The organism is Pseudomonas sp. HY13-MNA-CIBAN-0226 (assembly GCF_040310305.1).
In the GTDB taxonomy this organism is placed as follows: Bacteria; Pseudomonadota; Gammaproteobacteria; order Pseudomonadales; family Pseudomonadaceae; genus Aquipseudomonas; species Aquipseudomonas gregormendelii.
In genome coordinates this window covers 70276-95764 of the sequence record NZ_JBEOPS010000022.1, presented here as the reverse complement: position 1 = coordinate 95764, position 25489 = coordinate 70276, and the positions used below count along the sequence as shown (strand labels likewise).

General features: G+C 58.1%; 26 protein-coding genes, 1 tRNA gene and 1 pseudogene. 18 read left to right on the top strand and 10 right to left on the bottom strand.

What is annotated here, in order from left to right:
• Positions 1 to 2 precede the first annotated feature (2 nt).
• Positions 3 to 707, top strand: coding sequence for a peptide-methionine (S)-S-oxide reductase MsrA (gene msrA / locus AAEZ05_RS22640; RefSeq protein WP_045062672.1), 705 nt, complete (start codon positions 3 to 5; stop codon positions 705 to 707).
• A 2-nt stretch (positions 708 to 709) separates the two neighbouring features.
• Here msrA and AAEZ05_RS22635 read toward each other — a convergent pair whose 3' ends face one another.
• On the bottom strand, positions 710 to 1207 hold the full coding sequence (locus tag AAEZ05_RS22635; protein ID WP_350648960.1) for a GNAT family N-acetyltransferase: 498 nt from the start codon (positions 1205 to 1207) through the stop codon (positions 710 to 712).
• 113 nt (positions 1208 to 1320) lie between these two features.
• Complete coding sequence (locus AAEZ05_RS22630) at positions 1321 to 2226, bottom strand: LysR family transcriptional regulator (RefSeq protein ID WP_350648958.1); 906 nt, start codon at positions 2224 to 2226, stop codon at positions 1321 to 1323.
• A 102-nt stretch (positions 2227 to 2328) separates the two neighbouring features.
• On the opposite strand from AAEZ05_RS22630, the gene AAEZ05_RS22625 reads away from it, so the two are divergent.
• Positions 2329 to 3495: an aspartate aminotransferase family protein gene (locus AAEZ05_RS22625; protein WP_350600801.1), complete on the top strand. Its 1167-nt coding sequence runs from the start codon at positions 2329 to 2331 to the stop codon at positions 3493 to 3495.
• Between the two features lie 225 nt (positions 3496 to 3720).
• On the opposite strand, the gene AAEZ05_RS22620 is transcribed toward AAEZ05_RS22625, so the two are convergent.
• From AAEZ05_RS22620 to AAEZ05_RS22605, 4 genes are all read right to left on the bottom strand, one after another.
• Positions 3721 to 3975 carry a Txe/YoeB family addiction module toxin gene (locus tag AAEZ05_RS22620; RefSeq protein WP_350648956.1) on the bottom strand — a complete coding sequence of 85 codons (255 nt, stop codon included), beginning with the start codon at positions 3973 to 3975 and terminating at the stop codon, positions 3721 to 3723.
• Positions 3972 to 4226 carry a type II toxin-antitoxin system prevent-host-death family antitoxin gene (locus AAEZ05_RS22615; protein ID WP_082069261.1) on the bottom strand — a complete coding sequence of 85 codons (255 nt, stop codon included), beginning with the start codon at positions 4224 to 4226 and terminating at the stop codon, positions 3972 to 3974. Before AAEZ05_RS22615 ends, AAEZ05_RS22620 begins: the two co-directional genes overlap by 4 nt.
• A gap of 190 nt (positions 4227 to 4416) precedes the next feature.
• Positions 4417 to 4851, bottom strand: coding sequence for a bleomycin resistance protein (locus AAEZ05_RS22610; protein WP_350648954.1), 435 nt, complete (start codon positions 4849 to 4851; stop codon positions 4417 to 4419).
• Positions 4852 to 4906: 55 nt separating this feature from the next.
• On the bottom strand, positions 4907 to 6820 hold the full coding sequence (locus tag AAEZ05_RS22605; RefSeq protein WP_350648952.1) for an alkaline phosphatase D family protein: 1914 nt from the start codon (positions 6818 to 6820) through the stop codon (positions 4907 to 4909).
• A gap of 103 nt (positions 6821 to 6923) precedes the next feature.
• On the opposite strand from AAEZ05_RS22605, the pseudogene AAEZ05_RS22600 reads away from it, so the two are divergent.
• Both AAEZ05_RS22600 and AAEZ05_RS22595 read left to right on the top strand, forming a co-directional pair.
• A pseudogene (locus AAEZ05_RS22600) lies at positions 6924 to 7052 on the top strand (potassium channel family protein); the annotation flags it as partial.
• 53 nt (positions 7053 to 7105) lie between these two features.
• Positions 7106 to 7474: a PH domain-containing protein gene (locus AAEZ05_RS22595; protein WP_045062660.1), complete on the top strand. Its 369-nt coding sequence runs from the start codon at positions 7106 to 7108 to the stop codon at positions 7472 to 7474.
• A 351-nt stretch (positions 7475 to 7825) separates the two neighbouring features.
• On the opposite strand, the gene AAEZ05_RS22590 is transcribed toward AAEZ05_RS22595, so the two are convergent.
• Entirely contained in the window at positions 7826 to 8107 is a 282-nt protein-coding gene (locus tag AAEZ05_RS22590; protein ID WP_350648950.1) for a DUF3077 domain-containing protein, read from the bottom strand.
• A gap of 531 nt (positions 8108 to 8638) precedes the next feature.
• Between AAEZ05_RS22590 and AAEZ05_RS22585 the strand changes: the two genes are divergently transcribed.
• Entirely contained in the window at positions 8639 to 9070 is a 432-nt protein-coding gene (locus AAEZ05_RS22585) for a hypothetical protein (protein ID WP_350648948.1), read from the top strand.
• 932 nt (positions 9071 to 10002) lie between these two features.
• On the opposite strand, the gene AAEZ05_RS22580 is transcribed toward AAEZ05_RS22585, so the two are convergent.
• On the bottom strand, positions 10003 to 10332 hold the full coding sequence (locus tag AAEZ05_RS22580) for a hypothetical protein (RefSeq protein WP_350648946.1): 330 nt from the start codon (positions 10330 to 10332) through the stop codon (positions 10003 to 10005).
• A 172-nt stretch (positions 10333 to 10504) separates the two neighbouring features.
• A tRNA-Leu gene (locus AAEZ05_RS22575) sits at positions 10505 to 10589 on the bottom strand.
• A gap of 108 nt (positions 10590 to 10697) precedes the next feature.
• On the opposite strand from AAEZ05_RS22575, the gene queA reads away from it, so the two are divergent.
• The 11 genes from queA (at position 10698) to AAEZ05_RS22520 (ending at position 22713) form a co-directional block, all read left to right on the top strand.
• Entirely contained in the window at positions 10698 to 11747 is a 1050-nt protein-coding gene (gene queA, locus AAEZ05_RS22570; RefSeq protein WP_122837616.1) for a tRNA preQ1(34) S-adenosylmethionine ribosyltransferase-isomerase QueA, read from the top strand.
• A gap of 14 nt (positions 11748 to 11761) precedes the next feature.
• Positions 11762 to 12877 (top strand): tRNA guanosine(34) transglycosylase Tgt, encoded by a 1116-nt coding sequence (gene tgt, locus AAEZ05_RS22565; protein ID WP_163019375.1) that lies wholly within the window; start codon positions 11762 to 11764, stop codon positions 12875 to 12877.
• A gap of 43 nt (positions 12878 to 12920) precedes the next feature.
• Positions 12921 to 13256: a preprotein translocase subunit YajC gene (yajC, locus tag AAEZ05_RS22560; RefSeq protein WP_007982729.1), complete on the top strand. Its 336-nt coding sequence runs from the start codon at positions 12921 to 12923 to the stop codon at positions 13254 to 13256.
• Between the two features lie 63 nt (positions 13257 to 13319).
• Positions 13320 to 15188 carry a protein translocase subunit SecD gene (secD, locus tag AAEZ05_RS22555; RefSeq protein WP_350600808.1) on the top strand — a complete coding sequence of 623 codons (1869 nt, stop codon included), beginning with the start codon at positions 13320 to 13322 and terminating at the stop codon, positions 15186 to 15188.
• A gap of 9 nt (positions 15189 to 15197) precedes the next feature.
• Positions 15198 to 16112: a protein translocase subunit SecF gene (secF, locus tag AAEZ05_RS22550; RefSeq protein WP_045061577.1), complete on the top strand. Its 915-nt coding sequence runs from the start codon at positions 15198 to 15200 to the stop codon at positions 16110 to 16112.
• A 121-nt stretch (positions 16113 to 16233) separates the two neighbouring features.
• Positions 16234 to 16782: a glycine zipper 2TM domain-containing protein gene (locus tag AAEZ05_RS22545; RefSeq protein WP_045061576.1), complete on the top strand. Its 549-nt coding sequence runs from the start codon at positions 16234 to 16236 to the stop codon at positions 16780 to 16782.
• 543 nt (positions 16783 to 17325) lie between these two features.
• Positions 17326 to 17808, top strand: coding sequence for a hypothetical protein (locus AAEZ05_RS22540; protein WP_350648944.1), 483 nt, complete (start codon positions 17326 to 17328; stop codon positions 17806 to 17808).
• A 260-nt stretch (positions 17809 to 18068) separates the two neighbouring features.
• Positions 18069 to 18797 carry an ABC transporter ATP-binding protein gene (locus AAEZ05_RS22535; protein WP_350648942.1) on the top strand — a complete coding sequence of 243 codons (729 nt, stop codon included), beginning with the start codon at positions 18069 to 18071 and terminating at the stop codon, positions 18795 to 18797.
• Positions 18782 to 19984, top strand: coding sequence for an ABC transporter permease (locus tag AAEZ05_RS22530; RefSeq protein WP_350648940.1), 1203 nt, complete (start codon positions 18782 to 18784; stop codon positions 19982 to 19984). The genes AAEZ05_RS22535 and AAEZ05_RS22530 overlap by 16 nt, the downstream gene beginning before the upstream one ends.
• Complete coding sequence (locus AAEZ05_RS22525; protein WP_350648938.1) at positions 19977 to 21455, top strand: TolC family protein; 1479 nt, start codon at positions 19977 to 19979, stop codon at positions 21453 to 21455. Before AAEZ05_RS22530 ends, AAEZ05_RS22525 begins: the two co-directional genes overlap by 8 nt.
• Positions 21445 to 22713, top strand: a complete 1269-nt coding sequence (locus AAEZ05_RS22520; RefSeq protein WP_350648936.1) for an efflux RND transporter periplasmic adaptor subunit — start codon at positions 21445 to 21447, stop codon at positions 22711 to 22713. The genes AAEZ05_RS22525 and AAEZ05_RS22520 overlap by 11 nt, the downstream gene beginning before the upstream one ends.
• A 178-nt stretch (positions 22714 to 22891) precedes the next feature.
• Here AAEZ05_RS22520 and suhB read toward each other — a convergent pair whose 3' ends face one another.
• Entirely contained in the window at positions 22892 to 23710 is an 819-nt protein-coding gene (gene suhB, locus AAEZ05_RS22515; RefSeq protein WP_008014726.1) for a type III secretion system regulator SuhB, read from the bottom strand.
• 146 nt (positions 23711 to 23856) lie between these two features.
• On the opposite strand from suhB, the gene trmJ reads away from it, so the two are divergent.
• A complete protein-coding gene (trmJ, locus tag AAEZ05_RS22510) occupies positions 23857 to 24627 on the top strand; it encodes a tRNA (cytosine(32)/uridine(32)-2'-O)-methyltransferase TrmJ (RefSeq protein WP_045057715.1) in 771 nt (256 codons plus the stop codon).
• 2 nt (positions 24628 to 24629) lie between these two features.
• Positions 24630 to 25406, top strand: a complete 777-nt coding sequence (gene cysE, locus AAEZ05_RS22505) for a serine O-acetyltransferase (protein WP_205893872.1) — start codon at positions 24630 to 24632, stop codon at positions 25404 to 25406.
• The last annotated feature ends 83 nt before the right edge of the window (positions 25407 to 25489 follow it).

Here is a 25489-nt window from a genome sequence, read left to right as displayed (position 1 = left end):
CCATGAAATTATCCTTCACCTGGCGTCGCACACTGCTGGCCCTGACGGCTGCTGGCGTTATCGGTCAATGCTCGGCCTTCTCCCTGGGCGCCGAGGACGCAGTGGTCATTCCACCTCCGGCACTCGACTCAACCACCCAGGCCCGCAGTGAAACCGCGGTATTCGCCGGCGGATGTTTCTGGGGCGTGCAGGGTGTGTTCCAGCACGTCAAGGGCGTGCAAAAAGCCGAGTCGGGATACGCCGGCGGTAGGGCCGATACCGCTCGCTACGAGCGAGTGAGCGACGGCGACACCGGGCACGCGGAAGCCGTCGAAGTCACGTTCGACCCGACTCAGGTCAGCTACGGCACCCTGCTGCAAATCTACTTCTCGGTGGCCCACAACCCCACCGAACTCAATCGCCAGGGGCCGGACAGCGGCACTCAGTATCGATCGGCGATTTTTACCCGCAGCGGCGAGCAGCAAAAGGTCGCCCAGGCGTACATCGCCCAGCTCGATGCCGCGCATTCGTTCAGCAAACCGATCGTGACCAGGCTGGAAAGCTACAACGGTTTCTACCCGGCTGAGGATGAACATCAGGACTTCCTGACTGAACATCCCACCTATCCCTACATCGTCATCAACGACTTGCCGAAAGTGGCGCAGCTGAAGCAGCTGTTTGCGGATCGATACCAGGAGAAACCGGTGCTGATCAAGGGCGGGTCATAACCTTAGGCCTGCACATCGGTCAGGCGCTTGCCCATTTCGAACGCGCGCATTTCAAACCCCAGTTCTTCATAGAGGCGCTGCGCGGGCGCGTTGAAGCCCCACACGGTCAAACGCAAATCCGCCGCGCCCTGGTCGAGCGCCCAGGCTTGCGCCTGCGCCATCAATGCGCGGCCAACACCCTGGCCTCTGGCCGCCTGGTCAACACAGACCGAACCGATGCGCCCGACTCGCTGCGGCTGCATCAGCGAGCCCTTCGATTCGGTGACTTGCACGGTGATGAAACCCGTCACCGTGGCAGCCTGTTCGGCGAGGAACACCGCGTGATTTTCGCCCTCGATGCTGGGTCGCCAGAAGTCACTGTCGCGGGCGAAATCCCCGGTAGAGGGCGCGTAGATGTCCGGCCGGTGCTGGTGGTGCAGGCTGTTGAGTTGCTGGCCCAATCTGCAAATGGCCAGCAAATCCTGGGAAGTGGCTCGACGGTAAAGGGTGGGGGAAGTCATTGGCTGTCCTTGGCGTGTTGATGAAGCGAGATGCTCGACGCAGACACTAAACATCGTCGCTCTCCATGTCGATCATGTCCCCGGGCAGACTAGTGCATGCCGGGCTTGACTGGCTACTGCTTGCCCCATCGCTGCATGGCGAAGTCGACGAAATGGCGCAGCTTGGGCAGGCGGTAGCGATCCTGGGCATAAATCAGGCTCATGGGCCGGCTGGGCAGTTCGTAGTCGGGCATCAGCGCCACGAGTGCTCCACTCGCCAGGTCCTGCTCCACCAGCGCGTCCGGCAGCATCACGATGCCCATGCCGGTGCGGGCCGCCTGATGCAGGCCCGCCGAACTGTTGATCAGCAATGTGCCGCTGACGGCCACCATCACTTCACCCTCCGGACCGCTCAGGCGCCAATGTTTCGCCACCGATTGCCAGTCGTCCCCGGCCGGATAGGCGAAGGCCAGGCAGTCATGCTGTTGCAGGTCCAGGGGTGTTAGCGGATTGCCCCGGCGTGCCAGGTACGCCGGCGATGCGCACATGGTCAGGGTGTAGTCGATCAGCGGGCGGGCGATGACGTTGCTCGGCTCGATGGCGCCCAGGCGAAAGGCGACGTCCAGGCCATTTTCCAGCAGGTCGGGGCGCCCGTTGGAGAGCATCACGTCCAGTTTGACCTGTGGGTAGCGCAGGGCGAATTCGCTGAGGGCCGGCGCGAGTTTTTCGGTGCCGAAAGTCAGCGGTGCGGTGATGCGCAACGTGCCGCTGGGCGTGTCCTGGCTTTGTTCGGCGAGGCGCTCGGAATCAGCCACCAGCCCCAGCACTTCCAGGCAACGCTGATAGTAGGCGTTGCCGAATTCTGTCAGGCGCTGGCGGCGGGTGGTGCGATGGAGCAGGCGCACGCCAAGGCGCTGCTCCAGCGCACGCAGGTGATTGCCGACCATGGTGGTGGACATGGCGCACTGCAGCGCGGCGGCGGTCATGCTGCCGCTCTCGACCACCCGCACATAAACGGTCATTGCCTGGAACAAATCCATTATCAAGCCCAGCTTTAATATCATTGAAGGGTTGCAGCGTTTATCCAGCTCAAGTGGCTAACCATACTGCAAAAACACCGACAATTGATGGAGCTTGATGTCATGACCGCCGCCTGCCTGATGACCACCTACCAACCCCTGGCCCTGAGCTTTTGCAAAGGGCTGGGCACGCGCCTGTGGGATCAGGCCGGTCGCGAGTACCTGGACGCGGTGGCGGGTGTGGCGGTGACCAACGTCGGCCATTCCCACCCGAAAATCGTCGCGGCCATCAGCGAGCAGGCCGGCCTGTTGCTGCATACCTCCAACCTGTACAGCATCGACTGGCAACAGCGCTTGGCCGGGAAGCTGACCCAATTGGCCGGCATGCAGCGGGCGTTCTTCAACAACTCCGGCGCCGAAGCGAACGAAACCGCGCTGAAGCTGGCGCGCCTGCACGGCTGGCGCAAAGGCATCGAGCAGCCGCTGGTGGTGGTCATGGAAAATGCCTTCCACGGCCGGACCCTCGGCACCTTGTCCGCCAGCGACGGCCCTGCAGTGCGCCTGGGGTTCAGCGAACTGCCGGGAGATTTCGTCAAAGTGCCCTTTGGCGACCTCAAGGCGCTTGAGCGGGTGCAGCAACGGCACGGCCCACGCATCGTCGCGATCCTCATGGAACCGATCCAGGGCGAAAGCGGCGTGCAACCGGCGCCCCCCGGCTACCTGAAAGCCGTGCGCGAACTGTGCAACGGGCACGGGTGGTTGATGATGCTCGACGAAATCCAGACCGGCATCGGCCGCACCGGCCAGTGGTTCGCGTTCCAGCACGAAGGCATCGTCCCGGACGTCATGACCCTGGCCAAAGGCCTGGGTAACGGCATCCCCATCGGCGCCTGCCTGGCCCGCGGCAAAGCCGCCGACCTGTTCACCCCCGGCAGCCACGGCAGCACCTTCGGCGGCAACCCGCTGGCTTGCCGTGTCGGTTGCACGGTATTGGAAATCATCGAGGAACAGGCACTACTGGAAAACGCCGCACGCCAGGGCGAGCGGCTGCTCACCAGACTGCGCGCCGAACTGGCAGACAACCCAAACGTGCTGGCCATTCGTGGTCGGGGCCTGATGATCGGCATTGAACTCAAGCAGCCCATCCGCGACCTGACCCTGATCGCCGCCCGGGACCACGGCTTGCTGATCAACGTAACCCGCGGCAAAACCATCCGCCTGCTGCCGCCGTTGACCATTGATGAGCGGGAGGTGGAGATGATTGTCAGAGGAATCTGCCGGGCGATCTGATCACACCAAACCAACCACAACCCCGGTAACCCTCGATAACCCCCGGCAAATCCCGGCATTACCCCGGGATTACCCTGCAAATCCCGGCAAATCCCGGCAAACCCCGTAGGAGCTGCCGAAGGCTGCGATCTTTTGATCTTGATCTTGGATAACGCGGAAACCGCCGAAGATCAAAAAATCGTCCGAACGCGGCCCGAGCCCGCGGCAACTCTTACCAAGCCCAGATCAGTAGTGATACCGGCACATCACAACCCGAAGCTCACCGTTCTCAACTGAGTACACAAGGCGATGTTCTGCGGTGATTCGCCGTGACCAAAAGCCGCTCAAATTGTGTTTGAGCGGCTCAGGCTTCCCAAGTCCGGTGAAAGGCTCGCGCTGAATTGATTTGATCAGCAGGTTGATTCGCTTGAGGCCTGCCTTGTCATTGTGTTGGAACCACAGATAGTCGTCCCAACCTTCAGGAGTGAACTCGATATTCATTCTTCAATGAGTTGCCTGGCTTTGGTTTTTCCTGCGCGCAAATTGCCGATCGATTTGATCAGGCGCTCGGCATTGGCTGGAGAGCGCAGTAAATATGCCGTCTCCTCCAAAGCGTTGTATTCCGCCAGGGACATCATCACCACCGGCTCACCTTTTTGACGAGTCACCAGCAGTGGAGCACGGTCTTCGTTCACTCGATCCATTGTTTCGGCCAAGTGCGCTCGAGCTGTCGTATAGTTGATGGTTTGCATATTGTAGTCCTCGCCTGAAGCAAAGAACGTACAGAAATGAGTACAGGATGGCAAGGCAATACCTCTGAGTGGTCGCTACGCAAACGGTGCATTTGCGTATGAGCTGAGTATCACTCGATAGCCGCCGAGACGTTTCTGTTAGTGATGTAGGCCTTTTCCGATAAATGCGCCATCCTGCATTCCGCCAGGATCAGGTCGGTTTCTGACTGGTACGCTCCCCAAGGCTTTCCACCAACCGCACCAGATACCCATCCGGATCCTGCAGCAGAAACTCCCGCTGGCCCACTTCAACCTCACCCGCGCGATACCAGGTGTCGGCACAGGCTCGAAACAGCGGCCATTGAACTTCAGCCAGCCGCCGCAAAACAAGTTCAACCGATTCAACAGTAATCTGGAAATTGATACCCCGACCGAAGGGCGCCCGCAGCGCACCACTGAGCCATTGCCCCTCGCCGGGATCGTATTGCTCCAGCATCAGCTGCGCGCCGTTCAAGTCAAGGTAGGCAAACCCGATTTCAGGACGCTCGTAGGCAATCGGAATACCGACCAATACCGTCCAGAAATGCAGGCTTTTCCTGATGTCGCTGACCATCAGTTCAGGTACCAACTTGCTCCGTGCAAACATACATATCCCTTTGTAGGAGTGAGCCTGCTCGCGTTACGGACGACCCGGTCCCCCGTCAGTCCTCTTGCGGCGCCACCATCCGCGTCTTCGGCAGGCCATTTGAATTGTGCTGATAAATCGCCTGGGGCTGACCCTGTTCGTTAAAGAACACCTGCCCGATCCCCGCCGAATTCCACAGCCGCTCACCCGCTTCAGCATGCTCCGGCACATGCGGCACAATGCGCATCAGCCGGCGCTTGGTCAGCCAGTTCAGCGGCGAGCGCGGCGAGTAGAGCCAGCGGTTGAGCCGGTCGAACCACTCCAGCAGCCTCGGCGGAAATTCGTTCTTGATGCCACTGCTGGTGACCTGCCAGATACGCGGCCCACCCTTGCGGTGTCGAATAAACACCTCGTAGACGAAGGAATAATGCACATCCCCCGACAGGACCACGTAATTACCCGGCGTGCGCGAGTGTCGGAAAATATTCAGGATCACCTGCGCGGCGCCGCGATGGGCCATCCAGTTCTCCGCATCCACCAGCAGCGGAAAACCGCACCAGCTGAATACTTTCTGCACCGTCTCGATCAACTTCACACCAAAGATCGGCGCCGGCGAGACGATGATCGCCGAGGGGTGATCCAGCAGTTCCTGCTGCAACTCGCTGAGCGCTTCCCAATCGAGCAAACCCGAAGGCTGCTTCAGCGTCATCTCGCTGCGCCAGCGCCGGGTGCGCGTATCGATCACCACCAGCGCCGGGCTGGTGGGCAGCACGTAATGCCACTGCTGAAACTTCAGCAAGTCATCGATCAGGTCGTCCTGTACCGGGCTGTCCAGGTAATGGTCTTGCCCGGTCGCGCTGAACTGCGCAGTTTTCTTCAGCAGATCCTTGAACGCGTCCGGGTTATTGCCCCAACCCTGACACAGCATGTAGGCGATCAACGCATTGCCGATGATCCGCTTGGAAAACGGATGCCCGTAGGCCGTTTCCTCCCACTGCGCGGAAAGGTTCCAGTCATCGGTAATATCGTGGTCATCGAAAATCATCAGGCTGGGCAAATGCGCCAGCGCCCGGGCCACACGCCCCAAGCCAGCTTTGAAACCATCGATGCGCGTCTGCTCCAGCGCATACCGCTCACGGCGCTCGGCAGTCAGCACCGGCGGTTGTGGCGCAATCAGCGTCCAGGCCGTCGGCGACCACACCAGCAGGTACATCGCCATCACCTCGGCAAACGTCACCAAATGATTGTCGGCACTGCTGCTGGTGAAAATCGGCTTGCGCGCCCCCCCGAAAAACCGCTCACGTAACGTCTCGTTGCTCTCAAGCGCCGGTAACAAATCCGCACGGTGGTAATAGCTGGCCGGGTGCTCATAGAGCTTGGCACTGTCGCTGACCACCGCGCCTTCGAGGTGCTCCTCGAACAGCCCCAACCGCTCGATCAGCGCATGAATGGCCCGCAGCGTGGGCCCGGCGACGTCGTCGGCATACACCTGGTCGCCCGTCATCATCAGCAACGCGGGACGTTGCTGCGGCTCGTGTTCGGTCGCCAGCAACTGATCGACGCAAAGCAAACCGTCGGCAGCGGGATGATGCGGCTTGCGGCAGGAACCGTGCAGCAACTGATCGACCCGCGAGCGCAGCACAAAATTCGGTCGCAGCGCGTCGCCATACAACAGATGCGGCGCCCAGTCGGCAATGCCGGCCCCGTCAATCAACACGTCATATTCGATCAGCGTGTCGCAGGGCAGGGCGCTGTCGAGGGGCACATCGATCAAATGCACGAAAGCATGGCTGCCCACGGCAATCACCGTGCACTGCGTGGCGTCGAGGCGAATGTCGGCGACACCCTGCAAACGCAGGGTCAGCTCCAGCTCCCGAGAACCCACCAGCCACAGCACCAGCCGCGTGGGCTCCAGGCGCCGCAACAGCGGGCCGGCGAGAACCGGTGGCAGGGAGTGAAGATCGGCGGTTGGTGGCAGCGGTACGGACATCCGGTCAAGGCTCTTGGTGCGCAGAGGCGGGCGATGATAACGCAGGTGGCGGCGGACAGCGAAAGCATCGCGGCATCGCCGGGGGCACTTGTTGCTGTGCTGCGTGCCCAAACTTGGCGTAACGCGGATTCCGGCGATCCTGCCCGGGTTCAACGGCGTGACCGCGATATTTGCCGCGCTCAGCGTTCGGGCGATCGAAGTGGCGGTGAAGGCCACGGCGGGGGAGGAGTAGGTAAGCCTGCGGCAACATGCTTAGATAGGCATTTAACCCATAGGGAATGGCACATGATCGACTTCAACAACAAAGGCTTCTTCAAGCTCAAGCAAAACGACGAATACGCCGAACGGGTTACCGCACTGCTATTGGAGGGCGAGCAGGTCATCGACTCCTACAAATCCATGCGCGACGGCGTGGTGTTTACCAACAAACGCATCATCGCAGTGAACGTCCAGGGGCTGACGGGCAGCAAGAAAGACTTCACCTCATTGCCGTACAAAAACATCGTGGCGTATTCGGTGGAAACGTCGGGAACCTTCGATCTGGATTCGGAACTGGAGATCTATTTTTCGTCGTTGGGCAGAGTGAAATTCGAATTCACTGGCCGCACTTCGATGGTGGAAATCTCCAAGTTGATTTCCCAGCACCTGCTCTGAAGCGGGGGCAAACCCCCGATAAGCTCGGGCCTGGCCTCATTCGCACCGACCTCGAACCAGCGGGAGCCCCGCTCCAAAAAGCCCGCTGTGGAAACCCCCCCATGGAGTTACCTCTGTGGAATCCCTCCTGTGGGAGACCCAGTTGAAGTGACCTGTATGGGAGCAAGGATTGCCCGCGATGGCGCCAGCCCAGCCACCGTCAGCCTCAATGCACAACCCCAGCTCCCAGCAGACAAACAAAAATCCAGCTCCCAAAACACTACCCCTGTGGGAGCGGGCTTGCCCGCGAAAGCGCCAGATCATCCACAGCAAACCCAAATGACCCAGCACCATCGCAAGCCCACCCTCAGACTAACCCCCAGAATTCCCCCGCTCCCGCATCAAAACCTTCACCGAATCATCAACCAACGCCTTACCCATAGCCACCAGATAATGCGCAGCCCAAGCATGCCGCCCATTGTCCTTCGCATAAGCAGCATCTTCAGTCAGCGACTTGGCAAGGCAAAGAAAATCAGAAGCCATGGACAACGCATCACCAATGGGCACGCCACCAATGACGTGAAACATCGCTTGATTACCGAGGTAGATCGCGGGGGTGAAGCCGATGGTTTTGAGTTCGGGATTGTCGGTCATTTGCCACCTCCGGTGATGGAGAGGCCGTGTGGGAGGGTGGATGGTGGGGCGTCATGCGATCGGGAATCGCATAGAAGAAATAGCCAAATTTCGAACGGATTTATACTGCGCATGATGAAGCTCCAAGGTTGGAAAACCGAAAATCCAGTAAACCGGCACGTCCGAAGACGCCCCACGCACAGCCGCAATAGACCAAGATCGCAGGAGTAAAAAATCACCTGTAATCATGAATAAAACGCTGATGCGCTCCCAGATTTGAACGGGTTTCCAAGCCCGGTCGTGAGTAAACAACGACGGCAGAAGGGTACCGCCCAAGCCGTTGTCCTGCAACCTTTGAAAGCTTCCTGGTTCAGGCTGTTCGCTGAAACCCTTCGGTCTCAGGCTGTATAAGGATGCACTTGTCGTAATCTCAGAGCTTTCCGATAGTGGTCCGTGTTTTGAAGTGTGAATAGTACTTGAATTGTGCAATTTTATATTTGGATTGAGCGGAATTTGACAGCAGATATATTATTTTTTTCAATATGATTATGTATGTATAATTGGTTGGAGGTTGCTGTGGTTTTTAAATTAGGTTTAACGCGTTTTATTAAATCTTCTGCTCCGAGCTCGTTACATGGTGTTACGAGTAAAATTGTGAAAGCAACTGGAGCCGAAGTGAAGCGAGTGACAAATATTTCCACTCCCCTGGTGATGATCGGGAAGGGTACAAAAGAAAATGCGAAATTCGACTCTAAAAAGAGTGAATTACGAGAGTTGAAAGAATATTTGAAAAACCATCTGAATGCACTCAAAGAAAATAAAGGTAACAAATCAAAAATAAAGACTATGGAGGCTTATATATCAGAAATTAATGGCGCATCTGAAAAAAATTCTAATATTAAGTCGAAGAGCATATTGGAGGGTTTATGCAGCCTCGAGATGTTTTTAAATATAAGTAAGATTTCTGTTTCGAGCATCTGCTGATTTTTAGGCTTGCGCTCAGAAGCTTTTTTGTATCAGGTTTATTAAATATTTGGCGCGCAGAATTTATGCTGAGTATGGTCTGACAAAAAAGCTTCTATTTCGTATTGTCTTGCTCCCTTTTATTAGGGCAGAGAATTCCCGGGTAGGGTCTTAAGTTACTGCTCTCGGGCAATATCTCCAGCGTTCATTAAATATCATCAAGCTAGGGATCGAGAGATCAATTCATACCCGTCCCTCTCTCAAAAAAAGATATTCAGCGCTAGGTCAGGAAGTTCTTCAATTATGGGTGGTTGCTGCAGTCTTGCCCTTGAGCAAAAATAATTAAAAAATTTTCTTGTTCGGTATGGGAATGCAGTTGTTTGCATGCGTATCGAAGTCCATGGAAGAGGCTTGGGGAGGTGAGCGCGCACGATTAAGTACGTCCCGCCAGTCAGGTGTCTTTTGCTTTGCGTTCGGTATGAACGAAGTATGGCGTTTGGTTTTATTCCATCGCTATGATCGCAGATTAATGAAATGGAGTTGGCGTTGTAAAAGTCTATTGGGGCTAGAGTCTGCAGTTGCGTGGCGAGAATAACTAGCCGCTATATTTAATCGCTATCTGTAAACGCCGTAGGGCATATCGCCTAGGGTCGCTGAGGGCAGGCTTGGACGCTAAGGAGGGCAAGTTGCTTGATTTGCAGAATAAGATCAACAGCCTGCTGAATACTGCCAGGATGATGTGCCCGGGTACCAGCGCAGCCGAAAGACTCGAGCGGATGAGTCAGGAAGCGGACGGTGAAAGTAAAATAATCAGGAGATGTAGGCCAACCGAAAAAATTGAAGGTGCCAGTGTATGAGTTTATGGTTTTGGACAACGCAAGCATCTTGCAACGCGTGAAACAGCGACGCGGTGGCACACTTGAGGTTTGCCGTTACCAATTGATTTTTGGTGGTCAATAAATGTCTTTCAGATAGTTCTGCAGCAGCAGAAGCGGCGCTTCCAGTTGCTGCAAAGTCTGCGCGCCACAAAAATCCATCGACAGCCTTTGCAGCTCGCGCCCCAAGGGCCTATCCACGCCCCCCAAGGCATCCAGTGCCAACGCCAGGCATTGGTTGACCCTCAACTGGATCGCCGCGACATCCCCCTGGCGCACCAGTAAACCAAAAACCTCGCGCTCGTAATCGCTCATGATCGGATCGTCGCGCAGAATCGGGCTCGAGTCTTCCGTCTCATGTGCGAGCTTCAGGCAGAACAGGGCGACGGTTTCCAGGAGCAATTCCATGGGGGAATCCTTGAATTTTTCACCGGGTGTGGGAGCGGGGCGAGAGGAGCAGGATCAAAAGATCGTCCGATCGCGGCCCGAGCCTTCGGCAGCTCCTACGCGGTGGTGGGGTGTCAGGTGCTTTATCGCAGGCGAAAAAAAAGGCCTTGCTAAGCAAGACCTTTCTCAATTTTGGTGCCCCGAGGGAGACTCGAACTCCCACTTCTTGCGAAAACGGATTTTGAATCCGCCGCGTCTACCAATTCCGCCATCAGGGCTCAATGGCGGCGAAGTATAGAGATGAGATTACCGTTGGTCAATCACGTTTCATGGAGAATTTTTGATATTTCCGCTAGACTTCCCGGCCCTGCTAGACGAACCCCATCATGCGCGTTGCTGACTTTACTTTCGAGCTCCCTGATTCGCTGATCGCTCGCCATCCTTTGGCTGAGCGTCGCAACAGTCGCCTGTTGACCCTTGATGGGGTCAGCGGCGCCCTGGCACACCGTCAATTCACTGATTTGCTTGAGCATTTACGCCCAGGCGACTTGATGGTGTTCAACAATACCCGGGTGATTCCGGCGCGGCTGTTTGGCCAGAAAGCTTCCGGCGGCAAGCTGGAAATTCTGGTTGAGCGGGTGCTCGACAGTCATCGCGTGCTGGCCCATGTGCGGTCCAGCAAGTCGCCCAAGCCTGGGTCGAAGATCCTCATCGACGGCGGTGGCGAGGCCGAGATGTTGGCCCGTCATGATGCGTTGTTCGAGCTGGGGTTTAGTGAAGAGGTGTTGCCCCTGCTGGACCGTGTCGGCCACATGCCGTTGCCTCCTTATATAGACCGCCCGGATGAAGGCTCGGATCGCGAGCGTTATCAGACGGTGTACGCCGAGCGCCTGGGCGCGGTGGCGGCGCCGACGGCGGGGCTGCATTTTGATCAGCCGCTGCTGGAGGCGATTGCCGCCAAGGGCGTCGAGACCGCGTTCGTGACCCTGCACGTGGGTGCGGGTACGTTCCAGCCGGTGCGCGTCGAGAAGATCGAAGATCACCACATGCACACTGAATGGCTGGAAGTCGGCCAGGATGTGGTCGATGCAGTGGCGGCCTGTCGCGCTCGCGGTGGGCGGGTGGTGGCGGTGGGTACCACCAGCGTGCGGTCCCTGGAAAGTGCCGCCCGCGATGGCGTGCTCAAGCCGTTCAGTGGCGACACCGACATCTTTATCTACCCCGGGCGGCCGTTTCATGTGGTCGATGCCCTGGTCACCAACTTCCATTTGCCCGAATCCACGCTGTTGATGCTGGTTTCGGCGTTCGCCGGTTATCCCGAAGCCATGGCCGCTTATAAAGCCGCCGTGGAGCATGAATACCGTTTTTTCAGCTACGGTGATGCGATGTTTATCACCCGTAACCCCGCACCACGTGGCCCTGAGGACAAAGAATGAGTCGCCAAAGTCGTATGTCGTTTGAGTTGCTTGCCACAGACGGCAAGGCTCGTCGCGGTCGCCTGACCTTCCCGCGCGGTACCGTCGAGACCCCGGCGTTCATGCCGGTGGGCACGTACGGCACCGTGAAGGGCATGCTGCCGCGGGATATTACCGCCACCGGCGCGGAAATCATTCTGGGCAACACGTTTCACCTGTGGCTGCGCCCTGGCACCGAAGTGATCAAGAAGCACGGCGACCTGCACGATTTCATGCAGTGGAAAGGCCCGATCCTGACTGACTCCGGTGGTTTCCAGGTGTTCAGCCTGGGCGCCATGCGCAAGATCAAGGAGGAGGGCGTGACCTTCGCCTCCCCGGTGGATGGCGCCAAGGTGTTCATGGGGCCGGAAGAGTCGATGCAGGTTCAGCGTGACCTGGGCTCGGACATCGTGATGATTTTCGACGAATGCACGCCGTACCCGGCTGACGAGGACGTCGCGCGCATTTCCATGGAGCTGTCGTTGCGCTGGGCCCAGCGTTCGAAGAATGCCCATGGCGACAATACGGCGGCGCTGTTCGGGATCGTTCAGGGCGGCATGCACCAGGATCTGCGCATGCGCTCCCTGGAAGGCCTGGACAAGATCGGCTTCGACGGCCTGGCCATTGGCGGTCTGTCGGTGGGCGAACCCAAGCACGAGATGATCAAGGTGCTGGATTATCTGCCGGGCCAGATGCCGGCTGACAAACCTCGTTACCTTATGGGCGTTGGCAAACCGGAAGATCTGGTTGAGGGTGTGCGCCGCGGTGTGGACATGTTCGATTGCGTGATGCCAACCCGTAATGCCCGCAATGGGCATCTGTTCATTGATACAGGCGTGCTGAAGATCCGCAACGCGTTCCATCGCCATGATGATTCGCCGCTGGATCCGACCTGCGATTGCTACACCTGCCAGAACTTCTCCCGTGCTTATCTGCACCATCTGGACAAGTGTGGCGAAATGCTGGGTAGCATGTTGAATACCATCCACAATTTGCGCCATTACCAGGTGCTTATGGCTGGTTTGCGCGAGGCTATTCAACAGGGTACATTGGCCGCCTTTGTCGATGCCTTCTACGCCAAACGCGGGCTTCCCGTTCCGCCTTTGGACTGAGTTTTCTGACCCCAAGATTCAACATTTGCAACTGGAGTGCTAAATGAGCTTTTTTATCTCTAACGCCATGGCTGACGCTGCTGCACCTGCTGCAGGCCCAATGGGCGGCGGCTTTGAGTGGATTTTCCTGGTCGGTTTCCTGGTCATCTTCTACCTGATGATCTGGCGTCCACAGGCCAAGCGCGCCAAAGAGCAGAAGAACCTGCTGAGCAGCCTGCAAAAAGGCGACGAAGTTGTGACCACCGGCGGCATCGCCGGCAAGATCACCAAAGTGGCTGATGATTTCGTGGTTCTGGAAGTTTCTGACACTGTCGAAATGAAGTTCCAGAAAGGCGCTATCGCCGCCACGCTGCCAAAAGGCACGCTCAAAGCGATCTAAGTTTCAACTTCTACTCAATCGACGGGGCGCGCAAGGCGCCCCGCGTCATAAGCGGGCGGCGTGATGCTGAACAAATACCCTCTGTGGAAATACATTCTGATCCTGGCGGTGCTGGCGGTCGGTCTGATTTATTCCGCTCCCAATCTTTATCCTGATGACCCGGCCATTCAGGTCAGCGGTGCAAGCACTGCGCTGCAGGTCAATCAGGCTGATCTGGATCGAGTGAGCGCTGCGCTCAAGGCATCCGGGATCAACGTCAAGGCGACCTCGCTGACGGCAGGTGGCAAGGGCGGTCTGATTCGCCTGGTCAAGGCTGAAGACCAACTGCCAGCCAAGGACGTTGTGCGCAAGGCGTTGGGTGATGACTACGTCGTTGCACTGAACCTGGCACAAACCACCCCGCAATGGCTGCGCAGCCTGGGCGCGCACCCGATGAAGCTGGGTCTGGACTTGTCCGGTGGTGTGCACTTCCTGCTGGAAGTGGACATGGACAAAGCCCTCGATGCCCGCCTGAAAGTCTACGAAGGCGACGTCAAGAGCCTGTTGCGCAAAGAGAAGCTGCGCTATCGCAGCCTGCCGCAACTCAACGGTGCCATTCAGCTGGGTTTCACTGATGAAGCTTCCCGCGAGCAGGCCCGTGCACTGATCCGCAAGAACTTCAACGATTTCGATATTGTTCCGGCCGACCTCAATGGTCAGGCGGTGCTGCGTCTGGCGATGACCCCGGCCAAGCTGGCGGAAATCCGCGAATACTCCATCAAGCAGAACTTGACCACGGTACGTAACCGCGTCAACGAGCTGGGTGTTGCCGAACCGATCGTGCAGCGCCAGGGCGCCAACCGCATCGTGGTTGAGCTGCCAGGCGTGCAGGACACGGCTGAAGCCAAGCGTATCCTGGGCAAGACGGCCAACCTCGAGTTCCGTCTGGCTGCAGAGCCGGGCGCTTCGAAAGCCACTTCGGAAACGTTCGAGTTCCGTGAAGGCAATCGTCCGTCGGCACAGATCGAGCGTAGCCTGATCATCACCGGTGACCAGGTGACTGACGCCAAGGCTGGCTTCGGCGAGCAAGGTACGCCAGAAGTGAACATCCGCCTGGATGGCCACGGTGGCGAGCTGATGAGCCGTGCGACCCGTAACAATGTCGGTCGCAGCATGGCGGTGATCTTCATCGAGCAGCGTCCTGTGACCACTTACACCAAGCAAGTGGTCGACGGCGTCGAGAAAGACGTGGCGGTGCAGACCTTCAAGGAAGAGAAGAAGATCATCAGCCTGGCGACCATCCAGTCGCCACTGGGTGCCCAGTTCCGTATCACCGGCCTGAACGGCCAGGGCGAGTCCTCCGAGCTGGCACTGCTGCTGCGTGCCGGTGGCTTGGCTGCCCCGATGTACTTCGCGGAAGAGCGCACCATCGGCCCGAGCCTGGGTGCGGACAACATCACCAAGGGTATCGATGCGTCGCTGTGGGGCATGCTGTTTGTCTCGCTGTTCATCATCGCCATCTACCGCTTCTTCGGCATCATCGCCACCGTCGCTCTGGCAGTGAACATGGTGTTGCTGCTGGCGCTGATGTCGCTGCTGGGTGCTACGCTGACCCTGCCGGGTATCGCCGGTATCGTATTGACCATGGGTATGGCGGTTGACGCCAACGTGCTGATCTTCTCGCGGATTCGTGAAGAGATTGCGGCGGGCATGACCATCCAGCGGGCAATCAACGAAGGCTTCGGCCGGGCATTCACTGCGATTCTCGACGCCAACCTGACGACGTTGCTGGTCGGCGGGATTCTCTTCGCCATGGGCACAGGCCCGGTCAAGGGCTTCGCAGTGACCATGTCCCTCGGGATCTTTACCTCGATGTTCACGGCCATCATGGTGACCCGCGCGATGGTCAACCTGATCTTCGGCGGTCGTGACTTCAAGAAGTTGTGGATTTAAGGGGCTGCCATGTTACGTACAATCAACTTCATGGGCGTTCGCAACGTTGCGTTCGGCGTCACATTGTTCCTCACGTTGCTGGCCTTGTTCAGTGTTGCGACCAAGGGCATGAACTGGGGCCTGGACTTCACCGGCGGTACGCTCATCGAGCTGACCTACGAGCATCCGGCCGATGTCACCAAGGTGCGCGAGCAGCTGGTTGCCTCGGGTTATCACGACGCGATCGTGCAGAGCTTCGGTGCAACTACCGATTTGCTGGTGCGGATGCCGGGTGAAGACCCGCAGCTGGGGCATCAGGTCGCTGAAGCGCTGCTGAAGGTTGGCGGCGACAACCCGGCGGCGGTCAAGCGAGTCGAGTTTGTCGGCCCGCAGGTCGGTGAAGAACTGCGCGACCAGGGCGGCCTAGGCATGCTGATGGCGCTCGGCGGCATCCTGATCTACCTGGCCTTCCGCTTTCAGTGGAAGTTCGCGGTCGGCGCCATTGTTTCGCTGATCCACGACGTGATCGTGACCATCGGTATCCTGTCGTTCTTCCAGATCACCTTCGACCTGACGGTATTGGCGGCGGTGCTGGCGATCATTGGTTACTCGCTCAACGACACCATCGTGGTATTCGACCGGGTTCGAGAGAACTTCCGGGTGCTGCGCAAGGCGACGCTGATCGAGAACATCAACATCTCGACCACCCAGACCCTGCTGCGGACCATGGCTACTTCGATCTCCACGTTGCTGGCGATTGCGGCGCTGTTGTTCTTCGGCGGTGACAACCTGTGGGGCTTCTCCATTGCGCTGTTTATCGGTGTTCTGGCGGGTACCTACTCGTCGATCTACATCGCTAACGTGGTGCTGATCTGGCTGAACCTGAGCACTGAGGATCTGATTCCTCCAGTGGCTACCGATAAGGAAGTCGACGACCGCCCATAACGGCTTTCGTCTTCCAGCTGTCGGCCTAAAAGGCGCGAGTATTGAACTCGCGCCTTTTTTTATGCTCCAAGGCTGGGAGAAGCGCGGGCGTTGTCCCGCCTATGATGGTCAGGAGGTTCATGTGAACAAGTCGTTGCTGGTTGGTGCGGTATTGGGTGCTGTCGGTGTAACTGCCGGGGGTGCTGTTGCCACCTACAGCCTGGTTAAAAGCGGCCCTGAGTATGCGCAAGTTCTAGCCGTTGACCCGGTCAAGAAACAGATCAAGACGCCACGTGAAGTGTGCAAGGACGTGGCCGTGACCCGCCAGGCGCCGGTCAAGGATCAACACCAGATCCTCGGTACCGCCATTGGCGCAGTGGCCGGTGGTTTGCTGGGTAATCAGGTCGGCGGCGGCACCGGCAAGAAGATCGCCACCGTAGCTGGCGCCGTGGGCGGCGGTTATGCCGGCAACAAGGTGCAGGAAGGTATGCAGAATCGCGATACCTACACCACCACCCAGACTCGCTGTAACACGGTGAATGACATCAGCGACAAGGTCGTAGGCTACGACGTCCGTTATTCGCTGGACGGCAAGGAAGGCAAGGTGCGGATGGATCGCGATCCGGGCAACCAGATTCCGGTGGATAAGGAAGGCAAGCTGGTGCTGTCACAGAACGAACCGGCTCAGTAAGCGCCGACCGTTTTATCAAAAAGCGCCCTGCGGGGTGCTTTTTTGTGCCCGCTATTTTGGCAATGCCTCTTATCCCGGTGGCACCGATTTGTCGTGGCGCCTCATCATGTTGACTCCTCTAATTCGATCATTCTCATGATGAACATATGCTCGACATCGATGGCCACCCAGTCGAGACCGGAAATAAGCTTGCCCGACTGCGAAACGCTCCTTGGGTGTAAGCCATCACGAAAAATGCTGCGTGTCTTTCGATATGGGGAATTTTCTTGTGACGCATTCGCAGAAAGCTAGGTATTCATACAGTCTTGGAAGGATGCTTTTCTATACTGTAATGGCGAAAAGTTCGGTGTGCTTAAATCAATATAGGAAAATTCCTATTGTTGTAGTTTTTTTTGTCATTAATATTGTTTTTAGGCGTTAAATATTCATGCTGACAAGAATAGATAAGTAACCATTCTTGCCTGAGCTTGATTTTTTATGCTGAAAGTTATTGATGCGCTCGTGTGGTGAGATGGATTTTTCTGATTTTCTATGGAGGGAGTGATGTTTAATTTTGCTAGAAAAACGTTGTGTGTCGGGGCTTCAGTTGCATGCCTGACGTTTTTTTCAGTGTCCGCTCAAGCTGCTCCCGATAACGGTTTGATTATCAATAAAACAGTGGAAGGTACATGCAGTGTTGGGAATTTCTCTGGTTGGGTAAAGGCGCTTGCTGTATTGAGGGCAGTGGGTGATTATCAAGAATGGACAGTTACTCTTCATCAATATAGGATTACAAAAAGTAATGGGCAGAAAGGCGGGAATAAAGCTAATTTGGATTTATCCATTGTAGAAGCTGGAAATAATTCCGCCGAAACTAAATCGCCAGATTCTTTGAAGCAGGATGGGCAGCTCAACTTTACCGATGTAAGTGCTACTGTGCGTGCGACTCAGGGAGTGGCGCCCTCTGTATTACTTAGAGCCATATTTACTTTTGATAAAGCGGGCCCGGACCCATGGTGTGATCTAAGATTTCATGTGCCCAATTAATGTTTTTCTTGCTTGGTGAGGGGTATGTTCACTATGCGTGCCCCGATCTTTCTCGCGTTTTAATTATGGCGTCGTAAGATCCGACTGCATTTTCTCGTCAATGACGCTACACGTAGCACCACTGTACTACTCCGTGAATAAGCACTCATCCAACGCAGTGGGCTTCACCTGTGGTGAGGCGCGCTTAAATGATCGGCGTCCGAGCTGTCATGGACGCCTCATGCTTTTGACTCCCTCGGTTCAACTCCCCCAAGATGAACATGTCTCCCATTGCTTTTGCCCCCGATGACCGCCAAGCATTTATCGTGCTCAGCGGTATTAGCAAAAAATACTGGCGCGGTGGCCAGGCCCATAACATCCTCGAGAGTATCTCTTTGAAGATACAGTTGGGAGCAAGTTGCGCGATTCTAGGCTCGTCGGGGTCGGGCAAAAGCACTTTGTTGAATATTCTAGGCCTGCTGGATTTACCCGATAGCGGAGACTACTTTATCGCCAATCAACGAGTGGCTGATTTGAATCACTCGCAACTGGCGGCCCTGCGCAACCAACAAATTGGCTTCGTCTTCCAGGGCTTTAATTTACTGGCGCACTTCACGGCGCTGGAAAATGTCGCGCTGCCCCTGAACTATCGTGGCGTACCGCGGCGCGAGGCGTTGGAGCGGGCTCAGCATCTACTCGATTTGGTGGGGCTGACACAGCGCAGTCATTTTCGCCCTGCCGACCTGTCCGGTGGGCAGCGCCAGCGCGTGGCCATCGCCCGGGCGTTGGTCGGTGAGCCGCGACTGATTCTTGCCGATGAACCCACGGGCAACCTCGACACCGATACTGCCCAGGAAATCATCGACCTGTTGCTGACGATCAATCGCGAGCAGCAAACCACGCTGGTGGTGGTCACGCATGCGCCGTCAATCGCTGCGCAGATGAGCCGCCAGATCCTGGTCGAGAACGGCTCGGTCAGTGAAGCAGGGCGCCCATGCACTTCGCATTGAATACTCACCTGAGCTACCGCCAGTTGTTGCGCGACGCACTCTTCAGTTTGCAGACCCACAGCCGTCGTTCATTCCTGGCGTTGCTGGGTATCGCCATTGGCAGCGCTTCGGTGGTGGCGATGATCAACCTCGGTCATAACGCCGCGGAAAATGCCGTCGCAATCTTCAAGGAAATGGGGGTCGATATGCTCAGTGTGAGCCTTGCCCGCGCGGACTCGACACAAGCGGTGCGTCCCGACTTAAATGTGCAGGCGCTGCGAGCTGCGGTGCCCACGCTCACTTTCATTGCGCCCATCTCGTCTAGCGGCAAGGAAGTGGCGTTCGACGGTCGCAGGCAATACGCGTCACTGGCCGCCGTCACTCCGGAATTTGCCGCCACCATGCGCATGCTTATGGACGAGGGTCGTTTTTTCTCACGGTTTGATGAGGCTGAAACCTTGGTCGTGCTCGGGCATCGCCTCGCCCGGGACCTGGGTACCGCCGACCACCCTGTTGGAACGGGCGACCAGGTCCAGCTGGATGGCTACCTGTTTACGGTGATTGGCATTGTGCAGCGTCAGCTGGTTTCGCCTATTGTCCCGGTGTCGGTAGACCGAACCTTTTTCCTGTCGTTCCAGGGTTTGGTGCGTCTGGGGCAGTCCGCAGACATCAGCAACATTATTGCTCGCGTGGCGCCCGGGCAGGATGTTGCCCGCGCCGCCGAGCAGCTTACGCCAGCCCTGCAGTTGCAGTTTCCCGGTCAGCAAATACAGGTCGAAGTGCCTGAGCAAATCATCGAAGGGATGAAAAACCAGACGCGTACCTTTGCGTATCTGCTGATGGCCCTGGGCATCACTTCACTGATCGGCGCGGGGGTGGGCATCATGAATGTGATGCTGATGAATGTCTCGCAGCGCCGGCGGGAGATCGGTGTACGTATTGCCCTGGGTGCGCGCCGCGTCGATATCCGCAATCTGTTCCTGCTCGAAGCCATGGCGTTGACCGCCGCGGGCGCCCTGCTGGGGGTGGTGCTCGGCGTCGTCGGTGCCTGGGTTCATGCCAGCGTGGTCGGCTGGAAGTTCTACCTGTCACCTGCTGCAGTGTTGCTCGGTAGCGCCAGCACCTTGTTGGTCGGCTTGTTCTTCGGCCTCTACCCGGCACTTTCAGCCGCGCGCTTGCAACCGGTGGAGGCACTGCGCGATGAATAACTGGCGTCCCTTGGCCCTTGTTCTTCTGTGCTCGGCCAGTCAGCACAGCCTGGCCAACATTGTTGATCAGGTATCCCATCCTACGGTGCAGGGTGCCAGCGCCAGCGCGTTCATGTTGGGCAAGCAGGCAACTGAATTGACCTTGGCCGACGCGGTGTACCTGGGCCTGCGCAGCAATCGCGAGATCCGTAGTGCTTATTTGCAGCGGGTGGCGCAAAAATTTGACCTGCGGGTGTCGGAGGATACATTCAAGCCAAAGCTGACCCTTAGCGCGAACTACACGAGCGCCAAAGGCTCCAGTGACCGCAAGCAAACCGCCACGATGGGCCCGACCACCGACTGGTTGAGTGAATACGGGACCCGCACAACCCTGGGCTGGAAGCAGGAGCAGGGGAGTGGTCTGGGTTCCGGACGCTATCGGAGCGACGGTCTGGACCTGGCGATTATCCAGCCCTTGCTGCGCGGTGCCGGGCGCGAGGTCACCACGGCGCCCGTGCGTCTGGCGCGGCTCAATGAGCAGGCCAACCGCCTTAACCTCAAGAGCAGCGTGTCGTCCACCATCAGCGAGATCATCAGCACTTATCGTCAGTTGCTCAGGTCCCAGGAGCAGTTGACCATTGCCCGGCAAGCGCTGGAGCGAGCCCGGCAGTTGTTGGCCGTGAACAATGCGCTGATCGACGCGGGGCGCATGGCTGCGTTCGACGCGGTGCAGACCGAAGCCGATATCGCCTCTCAGGAGCTACAGGTTGAAGAGGCGCAGAACCAGCTGGATACCGATCGCTTGTCATTGTTGCGTTTGTTGGCGCTCGACTTGTCGACGCCGATTCATGCCAGTGAAACCCTGCAAGTGTCACGGATCAACATCGACAAAATTGACGCGCTGCGTTTAGCCCGGGCCCAGCAGCCGCGCTACCTGGCAACGCTGCTGGGCAGTCAGCAGGCGGACCTCAACCTGGTGGTTGCCAAGGACCAGGCCCGCTGGGACGTTTCGCTGGTGGCGGGGGCGAATCAGGTGCGCGACCGGTTTGAACGCACCAGCACGTCGGCGCGTAGTTGGGAAAGTTATGCTGGCGTGCACCTACAGATCCCTGTCGGTGATCTTGCCTCGCGCCAGTCCAGGGTCAATGCTCAGGTTGGCGTGGAGACCCAGGCATTGCTGCTTGAAGATGCCCATCAAGCACTGGAGCGCGACGTTAGCGACGTGGTCCGCGACCTGGGCACGCGATGGCGGCAGTATGAAATCGCCCAGCGCTCTCACGAACTGGCAACGCGCAAGCTGGCGATCGAGCACGAAAAGCTGAATGTCGGACGCTCCAGCAACTTTCAGGTGCTGAGTTACGAGAGCGACTTGCGCAACAGTGAAAACGCGTTGCTCAACGCTCGAATCGCCTACCTCAATGCCCAGACACAGCTGGATCAGGTGTTGGGCATGACTCTGGAAAGCTGGGACATCGCACTCAATGACTACTGAAAAAACCTCCCTTCAACGCAAGCGCCTGCACCAGGGCATCGTGCTGGCGCTGGTATTGAGTCTTGTTGGCGTGATGATTGGCGGTTACCTGCAATCAGACGTTGCCGAGGCGCCCGCCGAGCAGTGGCTGGCGGTCAGCGAAGCACCGCTGAAGGTGCGCATCGGCCTGCTCGGCAAGATTGAGCCGCAGCAGGTCATCACGCTGGCCGCGCCGTTCGAGGGCGATCTCAAGCGCTACCTGGTTGAGCCTGGAGCACGGGTCGAGGCCGGTCAGGTGCTGGTGGAAATGGACCCTGCATTGATCGAGACGCAGTTGCGTGATGCGCTGGCGGCAAAACTGAAGGCTCAGCGTGCCGCAGCCGAGCTTCGAAACTGGAGCAACGGCAGTCAGATGATGCGTGCGCGTCGTGCCGTGAGCGCTGCGCAAATGGCCCTGGGTAATGCACAACGCAAACTGACTGAAAGCCGAACCCTGTTCGAGCGTGGGATTATCTCGCGCAGTGAAGTGGACGATCTCGAACAACAGGTGCAGGCATTGGATATTGGCCTGGCGGCGGCCAGGGAGGACCGCGAGCAAGTCTTGGAGCAGGGTGAGGGTGAGTTCCTGCAAATCGCCGAGATGGAGTTGAGTAATGCCACGGTCAAGTATGACGCTGTGCGCAAGTTGCTTGATGAGCAAACCGTCCGCGCGCCGTTTGCCGGTGTGATCGTGCCGATAGGGGTCGATTCTGATTCAACCGGCGCGGGCGCTTCCGTGCACGCCGGTAGTAAGGTCGGTAAAGGCCAGCCGATGTTTGGCCTGGCCAACCTTGAGCAGTTAAAGATTGCCAGCAGGGTGTCCGAACTGGACGTCAACCAGTTGCAGCCGGGGCAGGCAGTAGACATCGAGGGTGACGGTTTTGGTCAGCGACTCAGTGGTGTGGTCGATGTGGTCAGCCGCATAGCATTGCCCGACGATGATCCGGGCAGCGCTGCACAGTTCCCGATCAGCCTGTCGATCAGCCCGATTGCAACGGACCGTCAGCATGAGATACGCCTGGGCATGAGCGCTCGCCTGCACATTGTCACTTACAGCAATGACCGCGCGATCGTGGTGGCGCCGGGGGCAATCCAGGAAGAGGCGGGCGCCTTTTTCGTCGAGTACCGGGAAGGCGACAATCAGCTGTCTCAGCGTGTCGCGGTGACGGTGGGACGGTCTGTTGCGCACGGCGTCGAGGTGTTTGGGCTGAAGTCGGGGTTTGTACGGGTGGCTGGGTAGCCACCGCGCTCTGTGTGCGGGCTTGCCAGCTATGCGTTATTTCATTAAGCATTGACGCTGACTGACACTCCGCCTTCGCGGGCAAGCCCGCTCCCACAGGGGTATGTGGTGAATTGAAGAGTGAAGTTCCGGGCATAAAAAAGCACCCCGAGGGGTGCCTTTTTTTGTCGCTGGAAGCTTAGCGCTTCAGCGAGGCTGGCAGGTGCGGCTGGATCGCCGTCAGCACTGCCTTGAAGCACTTGGTGTTGCCGGCAACGATGTGGCCTTTTTCAAGGAAGTCGTGGCCGCCGGTGAAGTCGCTCACCAAACCGCCTGCTTCCTGAATCAGCAGGGCGCCTGCAGCCATGTCCCACTCGGACAGGCCCGATTCCCAGAACGCATCGAAACGGCCGGCAGCCACGTAGGCCAGGTCCAGGCTCGCCGAACCGGCGCGGCGGATGCCGGCGGTCTGGCCAACCAGGGCGCGGAACATGCCCAGGTAGTTGTCGAGGTTGTCCATCTGGTCATCACGGAACGGGAAGCCGGTGCCCAGCAGGGCGCCGTCCAGGCTGGTGCGGCCGCTGACGCGCAGGCGACGACCGTTCAGTTGGGCGCCGCGACCACGGCTGGCGGTGAATTCTTCCTGGCGAACCGGGTCCAGAACCACTGCGTGTTCCAGGCGGCCACGGTATTTGCAGGCAATGCTGACTGCAAAGTGCGGGATGCCGCGCAGGAAGTTGGTGGTGCCGTCCAGTGGATCGATGATCCACAGGTACTCTTCGCCTTCGATACCGGTGCCGGCGTGCATGCCGGTTTCTTCACCCATGATCGAGTGATTCGGGTAGGCCTTGCGCAGCGCGTCGATGATTTTCTGCTCGGCGGCGCGATCCACCTCGGATACGTAATCCTTGGCGTCTTTTTCGTCGACCTTGATGGTATCCAGGCGCTCGATGGAGCGGAAGATCAATTCACTGGCGCTGCGGGCGGCGCGCAGCGCGATATTCAGCATGGGCTGCATGGATGTGTCACCTAAGGTTGTTAAAGAAAGCCGGGCATTCTATCAGAAAGTTTCTACAGGTGAAGGACGACGTTCGCTTTCATAGCTTAACGGTAGTAGGCGCTGTAAGATTCGGCTCCCCTTTATTGTGTTCGAGAGCGCCTCCCTTGCTGCAAAACATTCGTGTCGTCCTGGTCAATACCAGCCATCCCGGGAACATCGGCGGGGCTGCGCGTGCCATGAAGAACATGGGCCTGTCGCGGCTGGTGCTGGTTGAACCACGGTTGTTCCCGCACCACGAGGCCGATGCCCGGGCTTCCGGCGCCGGGGATATCCTGGAAAACGCCCAGGTTGTCGCCACCCTCGAAGACGCCCTGGTGGGCTGCAACCTGGTGCTCGGCACCAGCGCCCGTGACCGGCGCATCCCCTGGCCACTGCTCGATCCGCGCGAATGCGGGACGAAAGTGGTCGAGGACGCCGGGCAGGGCGCCGAAATCGCCCTGGTGTTCGGTCGTGAAGATTCCGGCCTGACCAACGAAGAGCTGCAGCGATGTCATTATCACGTGCACATCCCATCAGACCCTGAGTTCAGTTCGCTGAACCTCGGGGCCGCGGTGCAGGTATTGAGTTATGAAGTGCGCATGTCCTGGCTCGCGGCCCAAGGCCAGCCGAGCAAGGTCGAGAAGGATGAGGTGGCTTCCACTAAAAGTGGCGAGCTGGCGACCATGGATGAGCTGGAGCGATTCTATGAGCACCTGGAGCAGACCCTGGTGGCCATCGAATTCCTCGATCCGGAAAAACCGCGGCACTTGATGGCGCGCCTGCGTCGGTTGTACGGACGAAGCTCGGTCAGCCGGGCGGAAATGAATATATTGCGTGGCATCCTCACGGAAACCCAAAAAGCGGCCCGTGGTGAGCTTCTAAAGCGGAAGGATTAAAAATGTTCGAGCGTTTGCGTGAAGATATCCAGAGTGTTTTCCATCGTGATCCGGCAGCGCGCAACGCCTTCGAAGTCCTGACCTGCTATCCGGGCATGCACGCCATCTGGATTCATCGGCTGGCGGCGGCCCTGTGGCGCGCCGAGCTGAAGTGGCTGGCGCGGCTGGTGTCGAACTTTGGTCGCTGGTTGACCGGTATCGAGATTCATCCGGGGGCCAAGGTCGGGCGTCGGTTCTTTATCGACCACGGCATGGGCATCGTCATTGGTGAAACTGCCGAGATCGGCAACGATGTCACGCTGTACCAGGGCGTTACCCTGGGTGGCACCAGCTGGAACAAGGGCAAGCGTCACCCGACCCTGGAAGATGGCGTGGTGGTTGGCGCCGGCGCCAAGGTGCTGGGGCCGTTCACTGTGGGCGCGGGGGCCAAGGTGGGTTCCAATGCCGTGGTGACCAAGGCCGTGCCGCCCGGCGCGACAGTGGTGGGGATACCGGGTCGCATCATCGTCAAGACCGATGAAGAGCAGGATGCCCGGCGCAAGGCGATGGCCGAGAAGATCGGCTTTGATGCCTACGGTGTCGGCGAAGACATGCCCGACCCGGTGGCTCGCGCCATCAACCAGTTGCTGGATCATCTGCAGGCAGTGGATGGGCGCCTGGAGGGGATGTGCGGCGCGCTGAAGGATCTGGGCAGTAATTATTGTGCGAAAGATCTGCCTGAGCTGCGCGAAGAAGATTTCGCGTGCGTGAAGGACAAAGACGAAACCAAAGCTGGCTAATTCCCCTGTAGGAGCTGCCGAAGGCTCGGGCCGCGTTCGGCAGCTCCTACGGCGGGCTCGTTTAGCCAATGAGGCCGCGCCGA

Bases quoted from the DNA above. Each gene is read 5' to 3' on its own strand.
- AAEZ05_RS22630 (WP_350648958.1), bottom strand. From the start codon at position 2,226: ATGGATTTGTTCCAGGCAATGACCGTTTATGTGCGGGTGGTCGAGAGC.
- cysE (WP_205893872.1), top strand. From the start codon at position 24,630: ATGTTCGAGCGTTTGCGTGAAGATATCCAGAGTGTTTTCCATCGTGAT.
- AAEZ05_RS22530 (WP_350648940.1), top strand. From the start codon at position 18,782: ATGCACTTCGCATTGAATACTCACCTGAGCTACCGCCAGTTGTTGCGC.
- yajC (WP_007982729.1), top strand. From the start codon at position 12,921: ATGAGCTTTTTTATCTCTAACGCCATGGCTGACGCTGCTGCACCTGCT.
- AAEZ05_RS22595 (WP_045062660.1), top strand. From the start codon at position 7,106: ATGATCGACTTCAACAACAAAGGCTTCTTCAAGCTCAAGCAAAACGAC.
- AAEZ05_RS22520 (WP_350648936.1), top strand. From the start codon at position 21,445: ATGACTACTGAAAAAACCTCCCTTCAACGCAAGCGCCTGCACCAGGGC.
- AAEZ05_RS22605 (WP_350648952.1), bottom strand. From the start codon at position 6,820: ATGTCCGTACCGCTGCCACCAACCGCCGATCTTCACTCCCTGCCACCG.
- AAEZ05_RS22585 (WP_350648948.1), top strand. From the start codon at position 8,639: ATGTATAATTGGTTGGAGGTTGCTGTGGTTTTTAAATTAGGTTTAACG.
- secF (WP_045061577.1), top strand. From the start codon at position 15,198: ATGTTACGTACAATCAACTTCATGGGCGTTCGCAACGTTGCGTTCGGC.
- queA (WP_122837616.1), top strand. From the start codon at position 10,698: ATGCGCGTTGCTGACTTTACTTTCGAGCTCCCTGATTCGCTGATCGCT.
- AAEZ05_RS22615 (WP_082069261.1), bottom strand. From the start codon at position 4,226: ATGCAAACCATCAACTATACGACAGCTCGAGCGCACTTGGCCGAAACA.
- AAEZ05_RS22535 (WP_350648942.1), top strand. From the start codon at position 18,069: ATGTCTCCCATTGCTTTTGCCCCCGATGACCGCCAAGCATTTATCGTG.
- AAEZ05_RS22525 (WP_350648938.1), top strand. From the start codon at position 19,977: ATGAATAACTGGCGTCCCTTGGCCCTTGTTCTTCTGTGCTCGGCCAGT.
- AAEZ05_RS22635 (WP_350648960.1), bottom strand. From the start codon at position 1,207: ATGACTTCCCCCACCCTTTACCGTCGAGCCACTTCCCAGGATTTGCTG.
- secD (WP_350600808.1), top strand. From the start codon at position 13,320: ATGCTGAACAAATACCCTCTGTGGAAATACATTCTGATCCTGGCGGTG.
- AAEZ05_RS22590 (WP_350648950.1), bottom strand. From the start codon at position 8,107: ATGACCGACAATCCCGAACTCAAAACCATCGGCTTCACCCCCGCGATC.
- msrA (WP_045062672.1), top strand. From the start codon at position 3: ATGAAATTATCCTTCACCTGGCGTCGCACACTGCTGGCCCTGACGGCT.
- tgt (WP_163019375.1), top strand. From the start codon at position 11,762: ATGTCGTTTGAGTTGCTTGCCACAGACGGCAAGGCTCGTCGCGGTCGC.
- AAEZ05_RS22620 (WP_350648956.1), bottom strand. From the start codon at position 3,975: ATGAATATCGAGTTCACTCCTGAAGGTTGGGACGACTATCTGTGGTTC.
- AAEZ05_RS22540 (WP_350648944.1), top strand. From the start codon at position 17,326: ATGTTTAATTTTGCTAGAAAAACGTTGTGTGTCGGGGCTTCAGTTGCA.
- suhB (WP_008014726.1), bottom strand. From the start codon at position 23,710: ATGCAGCCCATGCTGAATATCGCGCTGCGCGCCGCCCGCAGCGCCAGT.
- AAEZ05_RS22610 (WP_350648954.1), bottom strand. From the start codon at position 4,851: ATGTTTGCACGGAGCAAGTTGGTACCTGAACTGATGGTCAGCGACATC.
- AAEZ05_RS22625 (WP_350600801.1), top strand. From the start codon at position 2,329: ATGACCGCCGCCTGCCTGATGACCACCTACCAACCCCTGGCCCTGAGC.
- AAEZ05_RS22580 (WP_350648946.1), bottom strand. From the start codon at position 10,332: ATGGAATTGCTCCTGGAAACCGTCGCCCTGTTCTGCCTGAAGCTCGCA.